Annotated in this window: 13 protein-coding genes; all 13 read right to left on the reverse strand. The window is 64.2% G+C overall.

Annotation, left to right across the window (positions count from 1 at the left end; all coding sequences use genetic code 11):
- Positions 1–131 precede the first annotated feature (131 nt).
- The 13 genes from JMY28_RS16815 to corA all read right to left on the reverse strand — a co-directional run bounded on the left by JMY28_RS16815 (position 132) and on the right by corA (position 19,941).
- Positions 132–1,535 (reverse strand): GH1 family beta-glucosidase, encoded by a 1,404-nt coding sequence (locus tag JMY28_RS16815; RefSeq protein WP_201697061.1) that lies wholly within the window; start codon positions 1,533–1,535, stop codon positions 132–134.
- A 208-nt stretch (positions 1,536–1,743) separates the two neighbouring features.
- Positions 1,744–3,420 (reverse strand): SulP family inorganic anion transporter, encoded by a 1,677-nt coding sequence (locus JMY28_RS16820; RefSeq protein WP_201697062.1) that lies wholly within the window; start codon positions 3,418–3,420, stop codon positions 1,744–1,746.
- Positions 3,421–3,615: 195 nt separating this feature from the next.
- Positions 3,616–5,340, reverse strand: coding sequence for a SpoVR family protein (locus JMY28_RS16825; protein WP_201697063.1), 1,725 nt, complete (start codon positions 5,338–5,340; stop codon positions 3,616–3,618).
- A complete protein-coding gene (locus JMY28_RS16830) occupies positions 5,337–6,605 on the reverse strand; it encodes a YeaH/YhbH family protein (RefSeq protein WP_201697064.1) in 1,269 nt (422 codons plus the stop codon). Before JMY28_RS16830 ends, JMY28_RS16825 begins: the two co-directional genes overlap by 4 nt.
- A gap of 175 nt (positions 6,606–6,780) precedes the next feature.
- On the reverse strand, positions 6,781–8,703 hold the full coding sequence (locus JMY28_RS16835; RefSeq protein ID WP_201697065.1) for a PrkA family serine protein kinase: 1,923 nt from the start codon (positions 8,701–8,703) through the stop codon (positions 6,781–6,783).
- Between the two features lie 771 nt (positions 8,704–9,474).
- Positions 9,475–10,236 carry a 2-keto-4-pentenoate hydratase gene (locus JMY28_RS16840; protein WP_201697066.1) on the reverse strand — a complete coding sequence of 254 codons (762 nt, stop codon included), beginning with the start codon at positions 10,234–10,236 and terminating at the stop codon, positions 9,475–9,477.
- 382 nt (positions 10,237–10,618) lie between these two features.
- Positions 10,619–12,370 carry a methyl-accepting chemotaxis protein gene (locus JMY28_RS16845; RefSeq protein ID WP_201697067.1) on the reverse strand — a complete coding sequence of 584 codons (1,752 nt, stop codon included), beginning with the start codon at positions 12,368–12,370 and terminating at the stop codon, positions 10,619–10,621.
- Between the two features lie 193 nt (positions 12,371–12,563).
- The gene (gene rbsK / locus JMY28_RS16850) at positions 12,564–13,505 is read right to left on the reverse strand and encodes a ribokinase (RefSeq protein ID WP_268960643.1); all 942 of its coding nucleotides are present in this window, start codon (positions 13,503–13,505) and stop codon (positions 12,564–12,566) included.
- Between the two features lie 49 nt (positions 13,506–13,554).
- Entirely contained in the window at positions 13,555–14,592 is a 1,038-nt protein-coding gene (locus tag JMY28_RS16855; protein WP_201697068.1) for a LacI family DNA-binding transcriptional regulator, read from the reverse strand.
- A 138-nt stretch (positions 14,593–14,730) separates the two neighbouring features.
- Positions 14,731–15,819 carry an ABC transporter permease gene (locus JMY28_RS16860; protein ID WP_236596900.1) on the reverse strand — a complete coding sequence of 363 codons (1,089 nt, stop codon included), beginning with the start codon at positions 15,817–15,819 and terminating at the stop codon, positions 14,731–14,733.
- Positions 15,816–17,537 carry a sugar ABC transporter ATP-binding protein gene (locus JMY28_RS16865; RefSeq protein WP_201697069.1) on the reverse strand — a complete coding sequence of 574 codons (1,722 nt, stop codon included), beginning with the start codon at positions 17,535–17,537 and terminating at the stop codon, positions 15,816–15,818. The genes JMY28_RS16860 and JMY28_RS16865 overlap by 4 nt, the downstream gene beginning before the upstream one ends.
- Before the next feature lie 282 nt (positions 17,538–17,819).
- On the reverse strand, positions 17,820–18,782 hold the full coding sequence (locus JMY28_RS16870; RefSeq protein WP_201697070.1) for a sugar ABC transporter substrate-binding protein: 963 nt from the start codon (positions 18,780–18,782) through the stop codon (positions 17,820–17,822).
- A gap of 181 nt (positions 18,783–18,963) precedes the next feature.
- Positions 18,964–19,941: a magnesium/cobalt transporter CorA gene (gene corA / locus JMY28_RS16875; protein WP_201697071.1), complete on the reverse strand. Its 978-nt coding sequence runs from the start codon at positions 19,939–19,941 to the stop codon at positions 18,964–18,966.
- Between the last annotated feature and the right edge of the window lie 136 nt (positions 19,942–20,077).

Raw genomic sequence — 20,077 nt, forward strand, 5'->3', positions numbered from 1 at the left:
AAAGCTTATGGTTGGAAGTTTCGCGGCCACGGCGCGTCTTGCGGCATGCCCGAGCGTCGCATGCCATGCCGTGGTTGTCACGCTAGTTGTTGCCCTTGCCCGGGAACCCTGTGATGCGTCCTGAAACGCCCTCAAGCACCATCGAGCGCGCGCCGCTGCGCGATGAAATGCGCGATGAGTTCCGCACTGCGCTTGGGCGTGCGAACCTGCGTGTCGTAATCGACATGCACGACGCCAAAGCGCCGCTCATAGCCGAACGCCCATTCGAAGTTGTCGAGCAGCGACCACACGAAATAGCCGCGCACGTCCACGCCGGCCTTGATCGCGGCGTCCACGGCGGCCAGGTGGCGCTTGAGGAACGAGATACGCTGCGTGTCGTTCACCTCGCCGTCGCTCACGCGGTCGTCCGAGGCCATGCCGTTCTCGGTGATATAGATGGGCGGCAGGTTCTCATAGTTGCGCCCGAAACCAATCAGCAGGTCGCGCAGACCGTCGGGGTGAACCTCCCACCCCATCTGCGTGCGCTCGACGTCCTTCAGCGGCACTTCGACGAAGCCGTGCGCGCCATCGCTCTTCACGTTGGTGCGGAAGTAGTAGTTGATGCCGAGGAAATCGAGCGGCGCCGAGATGGTCTTCATGTCGCCTTCCAGCACGAGCGGCTCGGTGCCCGGCCACAACTCGAACAGCTCCTCTGGATACGCGCCCTTGAGCAGCGGATCGAGAATCCACGCGTTGTGCTGCACTTCGAAGCGGCGCGCGGCGCGCACATCTTCCGGCGACGAGGAATCGGCCGTGCCGCGCCCCACGTTCGCGACGATCCCCTTGGTCGAGGCCGGATCGTTCGCGCGCAGCACGTTAGTGGCGAGGCCATGGCCGAGCAGCAGATGATGCATGGCCTGCGTGGCGTAGCGGCCGTTCGCGAGGCCCGGCGCGTGATGGCCGTTGCCGTAGCCGAGGTACGCCGAGCACCAGGGCTCGTTGAGCGTCATCCATGCGTCGACGAGGCCGGATAGTTCGCGGCTCATGAGATCCGCGTAATCAGCGAAACGGTAAGCGGTGTCGCGGTTGAGCCAGCCGCCGCGATCCTCCAGATGCTGCGGCAGGTCCCAGTGGTAGAGCGTGGCGAACGTGCGCACGCCCTTCTGCTTCAGGCGCTCCAGCAAACGCTTGTAGAACGCGATGCCCTTGGCATTGGGGCGCCCCGCCTCGTCCATCACGCGCGGCCATGCAATCGAAAAGCGATACGCCTCGAAGTTGAGACTTTCGAGCAGGTCGAGATCGGCCTCCCAGCGGTGATAGTGATCGCAGGCCACGGCACCCGTGTCGCCCGCGAGCACCTTGCCCGGCGTGGCGCTGAAGGTGTCCCAGATCGACGGCAAGCGGCCGTCTTCGTGGATCGCGCCTTCGATCTGATACGAAGCCGTGGCCGCGCCAAGAAGGAAGTCGCTGCGCCACAGTGCGGAGCTGGCGGGCGGAGTGAACGGATCGTCGGCAACTGCGGCGGCGGAATGCGGCAATGCGGTGTCCTGATTCACGAAATCTCCTGCGCGGGAATCACCGGCGTATGCGTTCTGGGCAGCCGGATCGGGTTGGAGTGGAAGCGCTTCCACAGCGCTTGAAGCGCACAATAGCAGCGGCCAATTCCAACGGGCAATCGGGGTTTCTCTGGACGTTTGTATGTAGTTGTTTCACATGTTTTCCGCACTACAGGGCTTTTTGGCTTGTAGCATGGCTACACTGGCGTCATACATTCGAGCGCGACTCCAGATCGGGACGCACCGCCGCGAGTGCCTCGTGCAGCGTCGGGAAAATGTTCGCACGTCCCAGCACAGGGGTGATGCCGTGCCGATCCATGTCCGAAAGCAAGTAGCGGTTCACACGCCCGAACATGACCTTCACGCCGCGCTCCGCGAGCGCCGAGCAAAGATCGATCACGGCGCGGCCCGCGGAATAATCGAGATCGGTGATTGCACCCGCATCCACGACCACGCAATCTACCGGCGCCGGCGCCCGATCGATCAGCGCGCGCAGTTCGTCGACGAACAGGTGGTCGTTCGCATAGAACAGGTCCGCACCGAAGCGATAGACGATCAACCCAGGCGCCGTAAGCTGGCCGGCTTGCGCGGGCTCGGGCAGCCAGTGCCCCTCCTCGTTCGGCACGAGCACCATGGTGTGCGGCCGGTAGCTATGGCGCACGTGGCGCAGCAATGACAGGCCGATCGCGAGGAGGATGCCGTTTTCCACGCCGATCACGACAACGGCGAGCGCCGTGATCACTGCAAGCCGGAATTCGCCCGGACTTTCGCGGCGAATATCGATCAGTTGGCGAATGTTCACGAGCCCCACGGCAATCGTGAAGACGATCGCGGCCAGCACGCAGTGCGGCAGGTACTGCAGCAGGCGGCTGAAGAACAGCAACACGACGAGCACGACGCCTGCGAACACGAGTTGCGCGAACTGGCTGCGCGCGCCGGCCTGATCGGCCATCGCTGTCTGCGTGAGGCTGCCGTTCACGACGAAAGCGCCGCTCAGTGAAGCCGCCGCATTGGCCGCCGCGAGACCGAGGAGATTGGCGTCCTCGTCGGTGCGCTCTGCGTAGCGCTCGGCAAACGCGCGGCTCGTGGCGGCGCTTTGCGCGACGATGATGACGAAGCACGAAGCCGCCACCTGCAGCAGGTCGATCATCTGGAACCAGTCCACCGCAGGGAAGCTCACGCGCGGCAATCCGCCTTCCACCGGGCCGATCACCGAAATCCCATGGCCTGCGAAGTTCAACGCGGCGCTCGCGGCGATGCTCCCCGCCACGGCGACGAGCGGTACGGGCCAGCGCGGCCGCACCTTCTTGAAGATCAGAATGGCGGCCACGACGGCCACTGCGATGGCGAGCGTCGGCCAGTGGATAGCGGACAAATGCGTGGCGATCTGCTTGATCTGCAGGACCGTGCGGCGCGAATTCACGGTGATGCCCAGCATGTCGCCGAGCATCGCCACACCCACTTGCACGCCCACGCCCGTGAGAAAACCTGCGAGCACGGTGCGAGACAAAAAGTCCGCTAGAAAGCCGAGACGAAACACGCGTGCGATCAACAACATCACGGCCGTGAGCAAGGCGGTCATGCCCGCGAGCGCGACATATTCGGCGCTCGCGGGCGCAGCCATGGTCGTGAGGCGGCTCGCGAAAATGGTGGCCGTGGCGGAATCGGCGGCGACCACGAGGTGACGCGACGCGCCAAAGAGCGCGAACGCAACGAGCGGCAGAAAGCCCGTGTACAAACCGGTTACGGCAGGCATGCCCGCGATGCGCGCGTAGCCAAGCAGTTGCGGCACGTTCATCGAGGCAAGTTGCACACCGGCGAGCGCGTCGCGCAATGCAGACGCGCGAGAGAGCGGCCGCACGCCGCGAAACAGTTCAAACGCCATTACGCCTTCCTTTCGAAATCCGCCTCTACGTGCGGTGTTTTTTTGCTGCGGGTTCACTGGCGCAGTATGTTAGCGCGCGTGGGCGTTCCAGTACGTGTTCGATTGCAACGTCGTTGCACGCACATCAATGAAAGAGGCCAGCCCGCAGGCTGGCCTCATGACTTATACGCCCAAGCGCGTGACGCAGCGAGATGGCTATACCCGAATCGGCGGCGGCATATAACGGCATTCGTGGCGTTTTCGGACCGTGCCGTTCTCGTCCACACTTTCGAGGAACACGTCGAACTGCCAGAGGCGCGCCATGTGGCGCAGCACTTCTTCGGTGTCGCCCGAAAGATGACGGTTATCGCTCATGAAATGACGCAGCGTGAGGCTGCGATCGCCGCGCGTGTTGACCGACCACACCTGGATATTCGGCTCGCGGTGATGCATGTCGTACTGCCGCGAAAGCGCCTGGCGCACGTACTGGTAGCCGCTATCGTCGTGGATGGCCGAGACTTCGAGCGCATCGCGCATGTCGTCGTCGAGCACGGAAAAGAGCCGCATTTCGCGGATCAGATGCGGCGACAGATATTGCGCGATAAAACTCTCGTCCTTGAAGTTGCGCATCGCATAGTGCAGCGCCTTGAGCCATGGACTGCCTGCCAGTTCGGGGAACCACTTGCGGTCCTCCTCCGTGGGGTTCTCGCAGATGCGGCGAATGTCGCTCATCATCGAAAACCCGAGCGCATACGGATTGATGCCGCTGTAATACGGCTTCGTCACCGGCGGCTGATAGATCACATTGCTATGCGAATGCAGGAACTCCATCATGAAGCCGTCTTCGAGCTTGCCCTGCGTATAGAGCGTGTTGAGCAGCGTGTAATGCCAGAACGTGGCCCAGCCTTCGTTCATGACCTGGGTTTGCCGCTGCGGGTAGAAGTACTGCCCGATCTTGCGCACGATGCGGATGACTTCCCGCTCCCACGGTTCGAGCAGCGGCGAGTTCTTTTCGGCGAAGTACAGCAGGTTTTCCTGCGGCTCCGGCGGAAAGCGCTCGTCGATTTCCTCGGCCACGGGCATTTGCTGCTTGGGCAGCGTGCGCCACAGCTCATTGACCTGGGACTGCAGATAAGCTTCGCGTTCCCGGCGCAGGGCAGCCTCGCGTTCGAGAGAAAGCTTTTGTGGCCGTTTGTAGCGATCCACCCCGTAATTCATGAGCGCGTGGCACGAGTCGAGCAACTCTTCCACGCGGTCCAGACCAAAACGCTCCTCGCATTCGGCGATGTAATTCTTCGCGTAGACGAGGTAGTCGATGATGGCGTGCGCATCCGTCCACAACCGGAACAGATAGTTGCCCTTGAAGAACGAGTTGTGCCCATACGCGGCGTGCGCGATCACGAGCGCCTGCATCGTCATGGTGTTCTCTTCCATGAGATACGCAATGCAGGGATTGGAGTTGATGACGATCTCGTACGCGAGACCCATCTGGCCGCGGCGATAGCTCTTTTCGGTGGAGAGAAAATGCTTGCCGAACGACCAGTGGCGATAGTTCACCGGCATCCCGACGGACGCATAGGCGTCCATCATCTGCTCGGCGCTGATCAATTCGAGCTGGATTGGGTAGACGTCCAGTTCGTATTGCTCTGCAACATGCGAGATATGTGTGTCGTACTCCTCGATGAGTTCGAAGGTCCAGTCGGAGGGGCACGGCAACGGCCGTTTGTCGGCTACGTTCATTTGCACTTCCCTTTGCTGGGCGAGCCCATGCTCCTTGTGGCGAGCAGCCCCGGCGGCATGTCCGGGCGCTTCGGCGTCTTCGCGATGACCGGGCTTGCGCTCGTCACCGTGTTCGCCATGATGCCCTTTTTCGTGGCCGCTCGTCTTCCGGCGCTCCGGCTGGTAGCCGCGCGCCTCATTGTGCAGGTGGCGTGTCGTCATGAGTGTTCCACCTGCTTTTCGAAAAGCTCCCGGAACACCGGGTAGATGTCCGCCGCGGTGTCGACTTTTTTCATCGCCAGATGCGGTTCGGTGAGGGCGAGCTGCGCGTATTCAAGCCAGAGGTTCTGTTCCTCCGGCGTCACCTGAATATACGCAAAATAGCGCACCTGAGTCAGTATGTCATCTGCAAGAATCTTGCGGCATTTGGGTGAATCGTCAGTCCAATTGTCGCCGTCCGAAGCCTGCGCGCCATAGATGTTCCAGTCGCTTGGCGAATAACGGTCCTCGATCACTTTTTTCATCAACTCCAGCGCGCTCGAGACAACCGTGCCGCCGCTTTCTGTGGAATGAAAGAAGGTGTCCTCGTCCACTTCTTCGGCGCGCGTGTGGTGGCGAATGAAGACCACCTCGATTTTTTCGTAATTGCGCTTGAGGAACAGGTACAGCAGGATGAAGAAGCGCTTGGACAAGTCCTTGCGCTGCTCGTCCATCGAGCCCGACACGTCCATGAGGCAGAACATCACGGCCTGGCTCGACGGTTGCGGCTGCTTCACGCGATTCACGTAACGCAGATCGAACGGGTCGATGAACGGAATGCGCCAGATGCGCCCGCGCAGGTGGTGAATCTGCTCTTCGAGCACGGCGATTTCTTCGCGCCGGTCGGCCGGGTCGGCCTTGAGCGCTTCGAGTTGCTCTTCGAGTTCGTGCAGTTCGTTGACGAGCGGCGCACCGAGCGCGATGCGCCGGCCGAGCGCACTGCGCAGCGACCGTACGACGTCGATATTGTTCGGCGTGCCCTCGGCAGCCCAGCCTGCGCGGATGCTTTTCCACGTGGGCACGGCCATGAGATGGGTTTTGACGAGGCGAGGCAGTTCGAGGTCGTCGAAGAAGTACTGCATGAATTCTTCGCGCGAGAGTTCGAACACGAAGTCGTCCTGACCTTCGCCCTCGTTGCTCGCCTGGCTGCCGCCACCGCCCCCACCGCCCTGTGGCCGTGGAATGCGGTCGCCGCGAATGTAGTCCTCGTTGCCAGGGTGAACCATTTCGCGCTTGCCGCCGGGGCCGTGCCGGAACGACGGCTCCGCAATGTCTTTGCGCGGAATGGTGATGCTCTGGTTACTTTGTATGTCCTTGATGCTGCGGTCACGCACCGCTTCCGAAACGGCGTGACGAATATAGTTCTTCACGCGGCGCAAAAAGCGCTCGCGGTTAGCAATGCTCTTGTTCTTTCCGGCTAGCCTGCGGTCGATGATTTGATGAAGCACATCCAGTCTCCCGCTCCAGTTGCGAATGGGCGAGGTGCGCAGTGTTCATTGCCGCGTCTGCCACCGTGCGTGCCGCGTTCACCCGCTCATGGCCACGCCGCCTGCGCCCCGCCGGGGATCCTTTTGCGCCGCCGCAAAACCGCGGCGACGCGCTCGGACGGTAAAGCCTCCTCGTTCACGACGACTTGCGCACCCGCAGATACCAGTCGCAGAGCAACCGGACCTGCTTCGGCGTATAGCCCTTCGCCACCATGCGGTTGACGAAGTCCTCGTGCTTGCGCTGCTCTTCCGCCGATCCTTTCGCATTGAACGAGATGACCGGCAAAAGTTCTTCCGTGTTCGAAAACATTTTCTTTTCGATCACCACGCGCAGCTTTTCGTAGCTGATCCACGCCGGGTTCTTGCCGGCATTGGCTGCGCGCGCACGCAGCACGAAGTTCACGATCTCGTTGCGGAAGTCCTTCGGGTTGCTGATACCCGCGGGCTTCTCGATCTTCTCGAGCTCGGCGTTCAATGCCGAGCGGTCGAAGCTCTCTCCCGTGTCGTGATCGCGGAACTCCTGATCCTGAATCCAGAAGTCGGCGTACGTGACATAGCGGTCGAAGATGTTCTGCCCGTATTCAGAATACGACTCGAGGTAAGCGGTCTGAATCTCCTTGCCGATGAACTCCGCGTAACGCGAGGCCAGCACGTCCTTCACGAACGACAGGTACTTCTGCTCGGTTTCCGGCGGGAACTGCTCGCGCTCGATCTGCTGTTCGAGCACGTACATGAGGTGCACCGGATTCGCAGCCACTTCGGTCGAGTCGAAGTTGAACACGCGCGAGAGGATCTTGAACGCGAAGCGCGTGGAGACCCCGTTCATGCCTTCGTCGACGCCCGCGAAATCGCGGTACTCCTGGTACGACTTTGCTTTTGGATCGGTGTCCTTGAGGTTTTCGCCGTCGTACACCTGCATCTTCGAGAAGAGGCTGGAGTTCTCCGGCTCCTGCAAGCGCGTGAGCACCGACATTTGCGCCATCATCTTGAGCGTGCCCGGCGCGCACACGGCCTCGGCCAGCGACGAATTGCGCAGGAGCTTCTCGTAGATCTTCATCTCTTCCGAGTAGCGCAGGCAATACGGCACCTTCACCACGAAGATACGATCGAGCAGCGCCTCGTTGTTGCGGTTGTTGCGGAATGCCTTCCACTCCGACTCGTTCGAGTGCGCGAGGATGATGCCGTTGAACGGTATCGCGCCGAATCCTTCGGTTCCCTTGAAGTTGCCTTCCTGTGTGGCCGTGAGCAGCGGGTGCAGCACCTTGATCGGCGCCTTGAACATTTCGACGAATTCGAGCAAGCCCTGATTCGCGAGACACAGGCCACCGGAGTAGCTGTACGCGTCTGCATCGTCCTGTGCGTATTGCTCGAGCTTGCGGATGTCCACCTTGCCGACGAGCGACGAGATGTCCTGATTGTTCTCGTCACCAGGCTCGGTCTTCGCAATGCCGATCTGGCGCAGGATGGAGGGAAAGCGGCGCACCACGCGGAACTTGCGGATGTCACCGTTATATTCGTGCAGGCGCTTCACCGCCCATGGGCTCAAAATACTCCTCAGGTAACGGCGAGGTATGCCGTATTGCTCTTCGAGTATTGGACCGTCTTCGTCGTAGTCGAAAAGCCCTAGCGGAGATTCGTTCACGGGCGAGCCCTTGATCGAGTAGAACGGCACGCGCTCCATGAGCTGCTTCAGACGCTCGGCGATGGAGGACTTGCCGCCGCCCACCGGACCGAGCAGATAGAGAATCTGCTTCTTCTCTTCGAGTCCTTGCGCCGCATGGCGGAAGTACGCGACGACCTGCTCGATCACGTCTTCCATGCCATAGAACTCGCGGAATGCGGGATACACCTTGATGACCTTGTTCGCAAAGATGCGCGACAGACGCGGATCGTTGCGGGTGTCGATCTGTTCGGGTTCGCCGATTGCCGTCAGCATACGTTCGCCAGCCGTGGCGTACGCATTGGGATCTTCCTTGCAGAGCGCGAGATACTCCTCGAGCGAGAACTCCTCCTCTCGCGTTTTTTCGAAGCGGGTCGCGAAGCTGCTGTAGATATCCATGCTACCTCCTCGCCGAGATCTGCGACCGATGTCGTGCGCGGCGCGCTATTCGGAAACGACATCGCTCAAATTCATCCTAAACCCTTTTGAAATTTTTCGCACCGTTAAATCGCGCCTGATGTGTCCTTCAAAGCTAAGCATTTTTGAGCGCTTGGACGCCGCCAGACAACGACTTACAATGATCTTCCCCACTGGTGCAAATTTCAGACCGGGGTCACGCTCCCTCTCAAACGCTGTGCCCGCATGTTGCCCAAATCCCTCGGGCCGAGCAGTCGCAGCAATAATTCATTTACCTGATCTTCGACCGGTTTTCGTCTTGTCGTCCGGCCTGTCCGGCACTGCGGCATACGCAGCGCCTCTTCATCAAACGCACCAGTGCAGCGCCGGTGCACACCCACTCGTTACGATTTGTTCGCGCGCCCACATGGCGCGCTCGTATTGCGCACTGCCACGCAGTTGTTGTGAGCACGCGTCAATGCGATTTTTTCCCGTTTTACGCGTCGATTTCGCCAGCGTCGGTGACCTGCCGCGCATTCTCGCGCGTATGCGAGCCAGCGTTGACAGGCCCTGTTGTCAGTAGTGGCTTTCCGCTGCAATCGAACGACGCGCACACGTGCGATGAATATGACGCGCGTGACAGGTTGCCAGGTTTACACCCATGAGACGCGCAATGCGCACAAAAAAATAAAGCCGCTGCGCAATGCGCGCGGCGGCTGTTCGTTGGAGTAAATGTGACAGGTGCGATTGTTACATCGCGCGCATCTGCGTGGCCTAGACAAACTCGACTTCGACCTCCCCTAAACCGTCGATGTGGCCGTGCAGGAGGCCCGCTGTATCGATGCGGTGCGCACCAACATAGGTACCGGTCGTAATGGTCCATTCGGGCTCGATCGTGATGCCCATTGCGGCGCAATGATTGACAAACCAGACGAGCAGTTCGCGCGGATCACCAGCGGGGTTTCCTGGCGCCTCCGGCACGAGCGACGCGCCGTCGAACGTCAGTTCGAGCTCGGGGGCGACGAAATCGAGCACGCGGGCAAGCGAGGAGTACGGTAGCGCGTGGCCGGTCACGAGTGCGCCATTGTTCTGCGCATCGGCGAGCTGGGCGAGCGGCGCAACGTTGGGCCACTGCGCGAAACGGCTATCGACGATCTCGATGGCCGGGAGAATCTGGCCCACGCGTGCAAGCACCTCGTCACGCGCATAGGCTTCGGCGCGCGGGACGATCGGTTCCGAAAAACGAAACGCGATCTCCAGCTCCACGAGCACGCGGAAGAAGTGCCGACGCTCGAAGCGCGCCGGCGAGGCGTGCACGAGCGGCGCCGGGATCGGCGCGCCGGAAGCGGGGCCGCCCGGCGCGCGCGCGCCCACCTTCCAGCCGCCTGTCGTCGTTTCGAGCCCGGCGAGCACCGCCTGCTGGATCGCGTAGGCCGTAGCCGCGTCCGGCGGCACGCGCTCGGGCTCCAGGGTGTCGATCAGATGATGATGCCGGCGCGCATTTACGAGGCGTTTCGCGAGATCGTCATGCGTCATGTGTGGTTCCTTGTTTGTGCTGTCATGCGGCTCCGGCGCTCGATGCCGGCGCAATCCGTCCTGCCTGGCGCTGTGCGCCCTCCCTTGCCCTGCGGCGCGGGTACCTTGCCTTGCGGCGCCACCCCGTGCGGTCCGCGCGCGTGCCTGTGCGCGGGTTGAACCGTCCAGCGTAACGCGATGCCGCTCATGGACACCGCTGGGCGCCGCAGTGTAGCGCGCCGACCTGGCCGCGCAGATGACACGGCTGACAATGTACCGTAACGGCGCGCACGTGGCGCACGGCGGGGCCGCACATCGGGGTCAAAGGCGAAAAAAAAGCCGCTGCGACGCAGCGGCTGGCTCTCAAGCGCGGGGACGGCCCGCGTTCCTGATAAGAACAGCGTTAGAAGGTCTGCCAGTCGCCGTTCGAACCCGTGCCCGACGCCACCGCGCTCACGGGTGCGCTCGGGGCGGCAGCGGGAGTGCTACGCGGCGCGCGCTTTGCCGCGGCGGCAGAAGCCCCTGCGGCCGATGCCGGGCGCGAAACAGGACGGGAGACAGAAGCCGCCCTGGCGGCTGCCCGCGCCGTCTGCGCCGGCGCCGCCCCGAGCGCTGCGTCGTCGAGGCTGAACACCGCGACAGCCTCGCGCAGGCGTCCCGCCTGGTCCTCGAGCGACTGCGCCGCGGCCGCCGCCTCCTCGACGAGCGCCGCGTTCTGCTGGGTCACCTCGTCCATCTGCGTGACCGCGCGCGCGACCTGGTCGATGCCGCCCGACTGCTCCTGCGAGGCCGCCGCGATCTCACCCATGATGTCGGTCACGCGCTGCACCGCGGCGATGATCTCTGTCATCGTGCGCCCTGCCTCGTCGACGAGCGCCGACCCCGCCTGCACGCGCTCGACCGAGGTATCGATGAGCCCCTTGATCTCCTTGGCCGCCGCCGACGAGCGCTGCGCCAGGCTGCGCACCTCGCCCGCCACCACGGCGAAGCCGCGCCCCTCCTCGCCCGCGCGCGCCGCTTCGACGGCCGCATTGAGCGCGAGGATGTTGGTCTGGAACGCGATCCCCTCGATGATCGTGATGATGTCGGCGATCTTCGCGGAACTGTCGTTGATGTCGCCCATCGTGCCGACCACCTGATTGACGACCGAGCTGCCCTTGTTGGCGATTTCCGAGGCGTTCGCGGCAAGCGCGCTGGCCTGGCGAGCGTTGTCGGCGTTCTGCTTCACGGTGCCCGTGAGCTGTTCCATACTCGAGGCCGTCTCCTGGAGCGCCGAGGCCTGCTCTTCGGTGCGCGACGAGAGGTCGAGATTTCCCGCGGCAATCTCGCGCGTGGCCGTAGCGATCGATTCGGTGCCCGAGCGTACCGAGCGCACCGTTTCGGTGAGGCTGCGCTGCATCTGCGCGACACCGCCAAGGAGTTCGCCCATCTCGTCGTTGCGGCGCACGACCACGGGCCGGCGCAGATCGCCCGCGGCGATCGCATGGAAGGCGCCGAGCGCCTCGCCGAGCGGCTCGGCGATGGCGCGGCGCAGCGAGAAGAACGAATACGCAGCAGCGCCGATGCCCACCAGCAGCGCCGCGACGCACGCGATGCGCAGTTGCGAGAACGCGGCCTGCGCGTCGTCGAAGCCCTGCTGCGCTTGCGTCATCTGGAACTTGTCGAGCACGGCGTCGGCCTTCGAGAGCTCGTCGTAGGCTTCCTTGAGCGCTTTGGCGCCCGCCGTGACCTTCGCCTGGTCGCCCGACTGAACGGTTGTCGAGAACTGATCCGCAATCTGGTGCAGGGCGTCGCGCCGGGCAGCGACGTCCTGAGCGAGGCGCGCTTCCTGGTCGTCATGCGACAAGGCCATGTACTTCTTCCAGAAGTCGTCCGAGACGCCGCGCAACATGTGCGCACGCTCGATCGTCGCGGCCGCGTCGGGCGTACCTAGTTCGAAGGCGGCCCGGTCGAGCGCGAGACGCTCGCGCGCCGCATAGATCTCAGCCAGGTTGACCGCGTGCGAACTGGGCATCTGGTCGGTGAAGGTCTCGCGATACGCGTCGTTCGAACGCGTGAGACCGAGCAACCCGACCGCACTGATCGCGACAATCAGCGTCGCCAGAAAGCCCATTGTGATGCCGATGCGCGCCTTGATACTGATGCCCTTGCCCATGACTCCCCCAACGCTTGTAGTGTGGTCGGGCCCAGCGCCCGACATAGAGTTGCCGCTCTAATACGCGTTTACGGCACGGGCTTTCATGGTCTTGAAATTTGTATATGGTATGAAGTATTGACCGAAATCATCCATGAGCAGGACGAATAACCGGCGCTTCGGCCGGCTATGTCCGCAAGACGTGCAAATGCGCTCAGCCCGCGAGTTCGGCGAGCGTCGGAATGGAAGGTTGCGCGCCCGCGCGCGTGACGGAAACCGACGCCGCGTGCAGCGCGAACGCAATGGCTTCGAGCGCAGGCGCGCCGGCGGCAAGGCGCGCGGCCAATGCGCCGATGAAGGTGTCGCCGGCCGCCGTCGTGTCCACGGCATTCACGCGCGGCGCGGGCAGATGGGCTGGCGCGGCGCCGTCTAGCAGCGCGCATACGCCCTGCGCACCGAGCGTCACCAGCACGTTGCGCGCGCCCGCCTCGCGCAGCGCCAACGCCGCGCGCGCGGCCTCTTCGGGCGTGCTCGCGGGCAAGCCGGTGAGTGTCGCCGCCTCCAGCTCGTTCGGCACGAGGTAGTCGATGAGCGCCAGCCACTGCGCGGGCAGCGGCCCCGTAGCAGGCGCGGGATTGAGGATGGTGATCTTGCGCAGGCGCCGTGCGGCCGTGAGCGCGGCCGCCACGGCGTCCGTGGGTGTTTCGAGCTGGCAAACCACAACGTCGGCCTGCGCGAGCACGGCCTCGTGACGCGCGATCGTCTCTGGCGTGACTTCGCCGTTGCTGCCCGCCACGATGACGATGGCGTTCTGGCTCGCGTCGTCGACGATGATCAGCGCCACGCCGGTCGGCGCGGCCGCCGACGTTTCGAGCGCGTTGCAGTCGATCCCCTCTGTCACCAATCCCGCGCGCAATGTTTCACCGTTGCTGTCGGCGCCTACCCGGCCGACCATGGCCACCTGCGCACCCAGGCGCGCCGCGGCCACCGCCTGATTCCCGCCCTTGCCACCCGGCACCTGCGCAAACGCACTACCCGCAAGCGTCTCGCCGGGAGCAGGCAGGCGCGGCGCACGCGCGACGAGATCCATATTCAGGCTGCCGACCACGGCCACGCGAGCGCGCGCGTCGGTCGGCTTTGCTGCGTCAGTCGTCACGATGCCTCCTTGATGGTGGCTTGCGCGTCTCAGATGCGGCTGTCCTGCCTCAGGCCGCGAGCGGCGTGTATTCCTCCGCGCCGCCCAAGGGCCCCGTCGATTCGCGGGCAAAGAGCGTAGGCGGCATCACACGGCGCCTCGCCTTCGCGCCTTCCTCGCGCGTGTTCGCGATGCGCTCGATCAGCGTGAGCGCCGCCATGTCGCCGAGCGCGCGCGCCGGTTGCCCGACGGTCGAGAGCGCCGGCCACGTGAAGTTGCCAAGCTCGATATCGTCGAAGCCGATGATCGAACAGTCGCCGGGTACGCGCAACCCGCGCTCGGCGGCCGCGCGCAAGGCGCCGATGCCCATCATGTCGTTGCCGGCGAAGATCGCTGTCGGCCGCACGCTGTCGAACAGTTGCGCCGCCGCGCGGTAGCCGCCCGCACCGGAAAAGTCGCTTTCGACGATCGCACCCGGCGCGATCTCTACGCCGCGCTCCGACATGGCGCGCAGGAAGCCGTGCATGCGCATCGCGCTCACCGCGGTCGTGACCGGCCCGGTGATGCAGCCGATGCGCGAGTGGCCGAGCTCGAGCAAATGCCGCGTGGCGAGCCACGCGCCGCGCTCGTGGTCGATCTGCACGAGATCGGCGTCGAGCCCTTCGATGTTGCGGTCGATGACGACGATCGGCTCGCGGGTGTCGGCGAGCGTCGAAGCCAGCACGGCGTCGTCACCGGCCGAGGCGACGATGAGGCCGTCGATGCGCTTTTCCTGCAGCACGCGCAGATAGCTGCGCTGCTTGGCCGGGTCGTCGTCGGAGTTGCAGAAGATCACGCAGTAGCCCTTGCGCGCGCAGGCGTCCTCGACGCCGCGCGCAAGCTCCGCGAAATACGGGTTCGTGCCGTTCGGCACGAGCAGCCCCACGGTCGCCGTGGCGCGCGCCTTGAGCGAGCGCGCCACCGCCGACGGCACGTAGTTCAGGTCGCGGATAGCACGCTCGACCTTGGCCCGCACATCCGCCGACACCGGACGCGAATTGTTCACCACATGCGACACCGTCGTGAAAGACACCCCCGCCACGGCGGCCACATCTTTGATCGTCGCCATATTTATGTTGCTCCTGCTTTTTTGCTGCCTGTTGCTGCCGGCTCTCTGCGCGCCCGTTGTTGGTATGGTCTGGCGTCGCTTCCCCGGTCATTTCCGCCGGCCCGCGCTGCGTTGCGGACCGCGCCCTCGAAAAATTTGTTATGTCCTGTTGCCTCTACGACTTCGCCTGCTGCGGTACGTGTCGAGCACGACCGCCACGACGATCACCGCGCCGGTGATAATGCGTTTGGTGGGCTCGTTCGCGCCGATCTGCGCGAGCCCCGCGGCCAGCACCGAGATGATCAGCACGCCGAAGAACGTGCTGATGACCGAGCCGCGCCCGCCCATCAGGCTCGTGCCGCCGATCACCACGGCCGCGATCACCTGCAGTTCCAGCCCGACACCCGCGTTCGGATCGGCGGCTTCGAGGCGCGAGATCTGAAAGAGCGCCGCGAGCCCCGAAAGCGCGCCCATCAGCGCGAACACGATTACCTTGTACGGCCGCGGATCGACGCCCGCCAACCGCACCGCCTCCTCGTTGGTACCGATACCAATCAGATAGCGTCCGAATACCGTGCGCGTAAGCGTCAGCTGTGCGATCACCATCACTGCCACGGCGACCAGGAACGCCGGCGAAATGCCGAATGCGATCGGGTTCGAGAGAAAGTCGAACGCGTCGCCGATATACGCGGTGCGCGAATTCGTCATCTGGTACGCAAGCCCGCGCGCCGCCTCGAGCACGCCGAGCGAGACGATGAACGACGGGATGCGCCAACCCACCGTCACCGCGCCCGTGAGCGTGCCCGTGGCCGCCGCGGCGATAAGACCGAGCAGCGCCGCCGGCAGCGCGCCCCAACCCCACTTGAGCGCCGCCACGCTCACCACCGAAGCACCGAGCGCGAGCACCGAACCCACCGACAGGTCGATGCCCGCGATGATCAGCACGAAGGTCATGCCCACGGCCATCACCACGAGATCGGGAATCTGGTTCGCGATCGTGCTGAACGTATCGTACGTGAGGAAGTGCGAACTCAGCAGCGAGAACAACACGATCATCGCGATCAGCGCGAGCGCGAGGCCCAGGTAGTTCGACAAGCCAAAGCGCGTACCCACGGGTTTGCCGCTCGCCGGCACCCCATGCGGCGCCGACTCTGGCGCAGCGGTCGGCACGATTTTGGCCGAACTGGTTCGCCCAACATTTTCGTCACCCTGGGGCGACGGTTGCCCGCGCAACGGGTCGTTCGTCATGAAGCGCTCCCTCGTGGGTCGTCGTTTCGTTCCTGCAACTTGCGCGTTGTTACGTGTGCCGGCACATCACCCACATCGGGCAGATCGGCCGCGTCGGCAACGAGCGCATCCTCGGCGCGCAGTCCCGCGAACGCGGCGGCCAGCAGCTTGTCCTGGCTCCATTCATCGCGACCGTAGATCGCCGTCATCTTCCCCGCCGACATCACGCCGATGCGGTCGCAGATCAGCATCAGCTCTCGCAAGTCGCTCGACACCACCACGAGCGCCCGGCCTTCGCGCGCGAGTGCGCCCATCAGCGCGTAGATGTCGAACTTCGCGCCGACGTCGATCCCGCGCGTGGGCTCGTCGAACAGCACGACGCGCATTGGCTGCGTGATGTCGCGCGCGAGCCAGCGGCCGATCACGACCTTCTGCTGGTTGCCGCCCGAAAGCTCGCCCACCGGCTGTGCGGGCCCGGACGTGCGGATGTGCAGTGCGTCGATCTGCGTGCGCGCGAGCGTGTTCTCGCGCGCCACGTCCACGACGCCGTAGCGCGACACCGCGCCCACGTTGCCAAGCGTTACGTTCGCGGCGAGCGGCTGCGGCAACAGCAGCCCTTCGCCCTTGCGGTCTTCGGTGATGAGCGCGATGCCAAGGCGTACCGCGTCGGCGGGCGAGCCGATCTGCACTGGCTCCGGCGCCGCGCCCGGCGTGGGCGCCAGCGCCACCGTGCCGCGCTCCATGCGGTCTGCGCCGTAGATGAGCCGCATCAGCTCCGTCCTGCCTGCGCCGATCAGCCCCGAAACACCGAAAATCTCGCCCGCGCGCACCTCGAACGACACGTCGCGCACGGCCTTCGCGCGCGTGAGTCCTTCCACCTTCAAAAGCGTCGCAGCGATACGCCGCTGCCCTAGATCGATGCGCTCGCCAAGCTCGCGCCCCACCATCAGCGCGACGATACGCTCGGGCGTGAGGTTCGCCATGGCGTCCACGCGCACGAGCTTGCCGTCGCGCAGTACCGCGACGCGCTGCGCAATGCGCTCGAGTTCTTCGAGCCGGTGCGAGATGTAGACGAGCGCCACGCCGCGTGCCTTCAGGCGCGCGATCTGCTCGAACAGCAACTCGACCTCGCGAGCCGTGAGCATGGCGGTGGGCTCGTCGAGGATCAGCACGCGCATGTCGCTGCGATTCCGACCTTCGGGGCCGCCGGCACCATCGACGCTCCCGATCAGGTTGCGCGCGATCTCCACGAGCTGCTGATGCCCAATGCCAAGCTCCCCCACCGGCGTGTCGGGGTCGATCGCCTCGAGCCCGACCTGCGCCATCGCGGCCCGCGCGTTTTCACGCAGGCGCTTGCGATCGATCCAGCCGAACCGCAGCGGCCCCGACTGCGGCAGGCGGTCCAGAAAAAGATTCTCCGCGACACTCAGCGTGGGCAGCAGGTTCAGCTCCTGCATGACCATGCGCACGCCGAGCGCCTCGGCTTCGCGGCGGCTCGCCGGGGCGTAGGGGCGGCCCATCAGTGACATGCTGCCCGCGCTCCGTGCCGTCAGGCCGCTCACGATCTTCGAGAGCGTGCTCTTGCCCGCGCCGTTTTCCCCCGTGAGCGCAAGCACTTCGCCGGCGTGCAGCGCGAGGCTGACGTCGGCGAGCACCGGCTGCTCGTAGGTCTTCCCCACGCCCGTGACCGTAAGCACGGCGGGCGCAGGTGACGCTACGTCGGGGACATTTTCATCCATCACGATCCTGTAGTCGCGCGCCGCGCCGCCGGGTTCAACCGGTGAGGAGCGGCCCGGATACTGCGGGTCTGCGCCGCCGCGGCGCGCTCCGGTAGAGCGGCGTCGGACGGCGCGCCAGGCAGCGATTCCCCACCCGGCGGAAGACGGCCGCCCATGCGGCCATCCCGGTACAAATAACGGCCGCGCGGCGAGATTCTTGAGCGTTTATTGAGTTAAGTGAACAAATACCGCCGCGGCGGCGCGGGTCGGTGGCCCGGCCGGCCACGGCGGGCGTCGCGCCGCTTACTTCGTGACGAGCACCACGGGCGTTTCGACGATGCCCGACAGCTCCGACTGCTTCTTGTGCTCCTTGAGCGCCTTCAAGGCGGTGTCGATGCCGAACACGGCCTGCTTCGCCGCATACTGGTCGGCGGTGGCGAGCACGCGGCCGTCCTTGAGCATCGGCTTGATAGCGTCGATGTTGTCGTAGCCGACCACGTAGACCTTGCCCTGCTTGCCCGCCGCGCGCACAGCCGACACGGCGCCGATCGCCATGTTGTCGTTGCCGCACAGGAGCGCCTTGATGTCGGGGTATTCGTTGAGTATCGCGGCGGCGACGGCGTTGCCCTTGTCGATCTCCCATTCGCCCGACTGCGTCGAGACGATCTTCGCGCCCACGGCATCCATCGCGTCCTTGAAGCCCGCGGTGCGCTGCTGCGCGTTGGTCGTGGTGGAAACACCCTCGACAATGCCCACCGGGTCGCCCGACTTCAGGCGCTTGGCGAGGTAGTCGCCCACGAGGCGCGCGCCCTTGCGGTTGTCGGGGCCTACGAACGGGACGTTCAGGTCCTTGGACTTGAGCACATCGGCGTCGAGCTTGTTGTCGATGTTCACGACGATGATGCCCGCGTCCACGGCCTTCTTCACGACGGGCACGAGCGCCTTGGAGTCGGCGGGCGCGAGCACGATGGCGTCGACCTTGGAGACGATCATCTGCTCGACGATCTGGATTTGCGCAGCGGTGTCGGTCTCGTTCTTGATGCCGTTGGTGATGAGATCGAACTCGGAGGCGTTGTGCTTCTGGTAGTCCTTCGCGCCGGTCTCCATGGTGAGGAAGAACTCGTTGGCGAGCGACTTCATGACGAGCGCGACCTTCGGCTTGTGAGGCGCCTGCGCGCGGGCCGCGAGCGGCAAGGCGCCTGTCACGGCGGTTGTGGCGAGCGCGCTGGCGGCGAGGAGGATGCGGCGGCGAATGCGGGAGTTCATTTCTGGGAGTCTCCGGTTTGTCGGGCCCGGCTGGGCCCTGCTTTCTGGTTATGCGCAAACGTTTTCTGCCGGCCCATTCTCGGCGCAGGCGCTGAATGATGTCAACTCAGGCGCCAACTCGAGGTGCCAACTTCGGGTGCCGATGCGGCAGCGCAACAGCCCGAAACTCGGCCGCCCCACCTCAGAGCCAGTTGATACGGCGAAACAGGAAAAACAGGAAGATGTCGAGCAGGAGCATGGCGCCGAGACAGATCTGGTAGCCGAACCTGAAATGTAGCTCCGGAATATGCTCGAAGTTCATACCATAAATACCCGCAATCATCGTCGGCACGGCGAATAACGCAGCGAACGCGCCGAGCCGCTTGGTTACTTCGTTCTCCGCGAGGGAGATCATGCCGAGGTTCACCTGGACGGCGGTGACGATCATTTCGCGGCGCGCGTCGATCATGTTGGACACGCGCACGAGGTGGTCGTACACGTCGCGATAATACGCTTGCATGCCCACGCAGATTTGCGGGATGCGTCCGCCCACGAGCTTGCCGACGGCATCCACGAACGGTGTGACGTGATGCGCGAGGATCACGAGGCGGCGCTTGAGCGAATACAGATCTTCGATGATCGCCCGCGAGCCCGCGAGGTCGTGCTTGTCGAAGATGCGGTCCTCCAGTTCCTCGATTTCGGCAGAGAGCGTTTCGAGCACCGGCGCGTAGCGGTCGACCACGCTGTCCATGAGCGCGTAGAGCACGAAGCCCGAGCCTTCGCGCAGCAATTCGGGCTCGCGCTCGCAGCGCGCGCGCACGTCGGTGAAGCCCTGCTGCGCCCGGTGGCGCACCGAAAGCACGAAATTGGGGCCGGCGAATACGTTCACCTGCCCTGTGATGACTTCGCCGTCGTCGTCGAGTTCGAGCGTGTGGAGCACGCAAAAGAGCGTGTCGCCGTATTCCTCGATCTTCGGCCGCTGGTTGCCGTTCATTACGTCTTCGATGGCGAGCGCATGGAGGTCGAACTCCTCCTTCATCGCCGCCATTTCGCCGGCGTCGGGATCCTTGAGCGCGACCCACACGAAACACTCGGGCTTCGCCAGATAGTCGCTGATGGCCTCGACGGAGACGTCGGCCAGTTTCTTGCCGCCTTGATACGCGACGCAGTTGATTAGCATGTTCCTTTTCTTCCGGGCGACGGGTCGCGCCCGCGCCGCTTCGAGTTGCACCGGTTGCCAAGTGTAAGGTGTTCCGTTGACCCGCGACGCCTGGACGAGGTTCCCGAGCGGCTTGCGCCCGGCTCGCCGCGCCGAA

Source organism: Paraburkholderia hiiakae (genome assembly GCF_904848665.1).
Taxonomy (GTDB): Bacteria; Pseudomonadota; Gammaproteobacteria; order Burkholderiales; family Burkholderiaceae; genus Paraburkholderia; species Paraburkholderia hiiakae.

Bases quoted from the DNA above. Each gene is read 5' to 3' on its own strand.
- JMY28_RS16820 (WP_201697062.1), bottom strand. From the start codon at position 3,420: ATGGCGTTTGAACTGTTTCGCGGCGTGCGGCCGCTCTCTCGCGCGTCT.
- JMY28_RS16825 (WP_201697063.1), bottom strand. From the start codon at position 5,340: ATGACGACACGCCACCTGCACAATGAGGCGCGCGGCTACCAGCCGGAG.
- JMY28_RS16835 (WP_201697065.1), bottom strand. From the start codon at position 8,703: ATGGATATCTACAGCAGCTTCGCGACCCGCTTCGAAAAAACGCGAGAG.
- JMY28_RS16840 (WP_201697066.1), bottom strand. From the start codon at position 10,236: ATGACGCATGACGATCTCGCGAAACGCCTCGTAAATGCGCGCCGGCAT.
- JMY28_RS16845 (WP_201697067.1), bottom strand. From the start codon at position 12,370: ATGGGCAAGGGCATCAGTATCAAGGCGCGCATCGGCATCACAATGGGC.
- JMY28_RS16855 (WP_201697068.1), bottom strand. From the start codon at position 14,592: ATGGCGACGATCAAAGATGTGGCCGCCGTGGCGGGGGTGTCTTTCACG.
- JMY28_RS16860 (WP_236596900.1), bottom strand. From the start codon at position 15,819: ATGACGAACGACCCGTTGCGCGGGCAACCGTCGCCCCAGGGTGACGAA.
- JMY28_RS16865 (WP_201697069.1), bottom strand. From the start codon at position 17,537: ATGGATGAAAATGTCCCCGACGTAGCGTCACCTGCGCCCGCCGTGCTT.
- JMY28_RS16870 (WP_201697070.1), bottom strand. From the start codon at position 18,782: ATGAACTCCCGCATTCGCCGCCGCATCCTCCTCGCCGCCAGCGCGCTC.
- corA (WP_201697071.1), bottom strand. From the start codon at position 19,941: ATGCTAATCAACTGCGTCGCGTATCAAGGCGGCAAGAAACTGGCCGAC.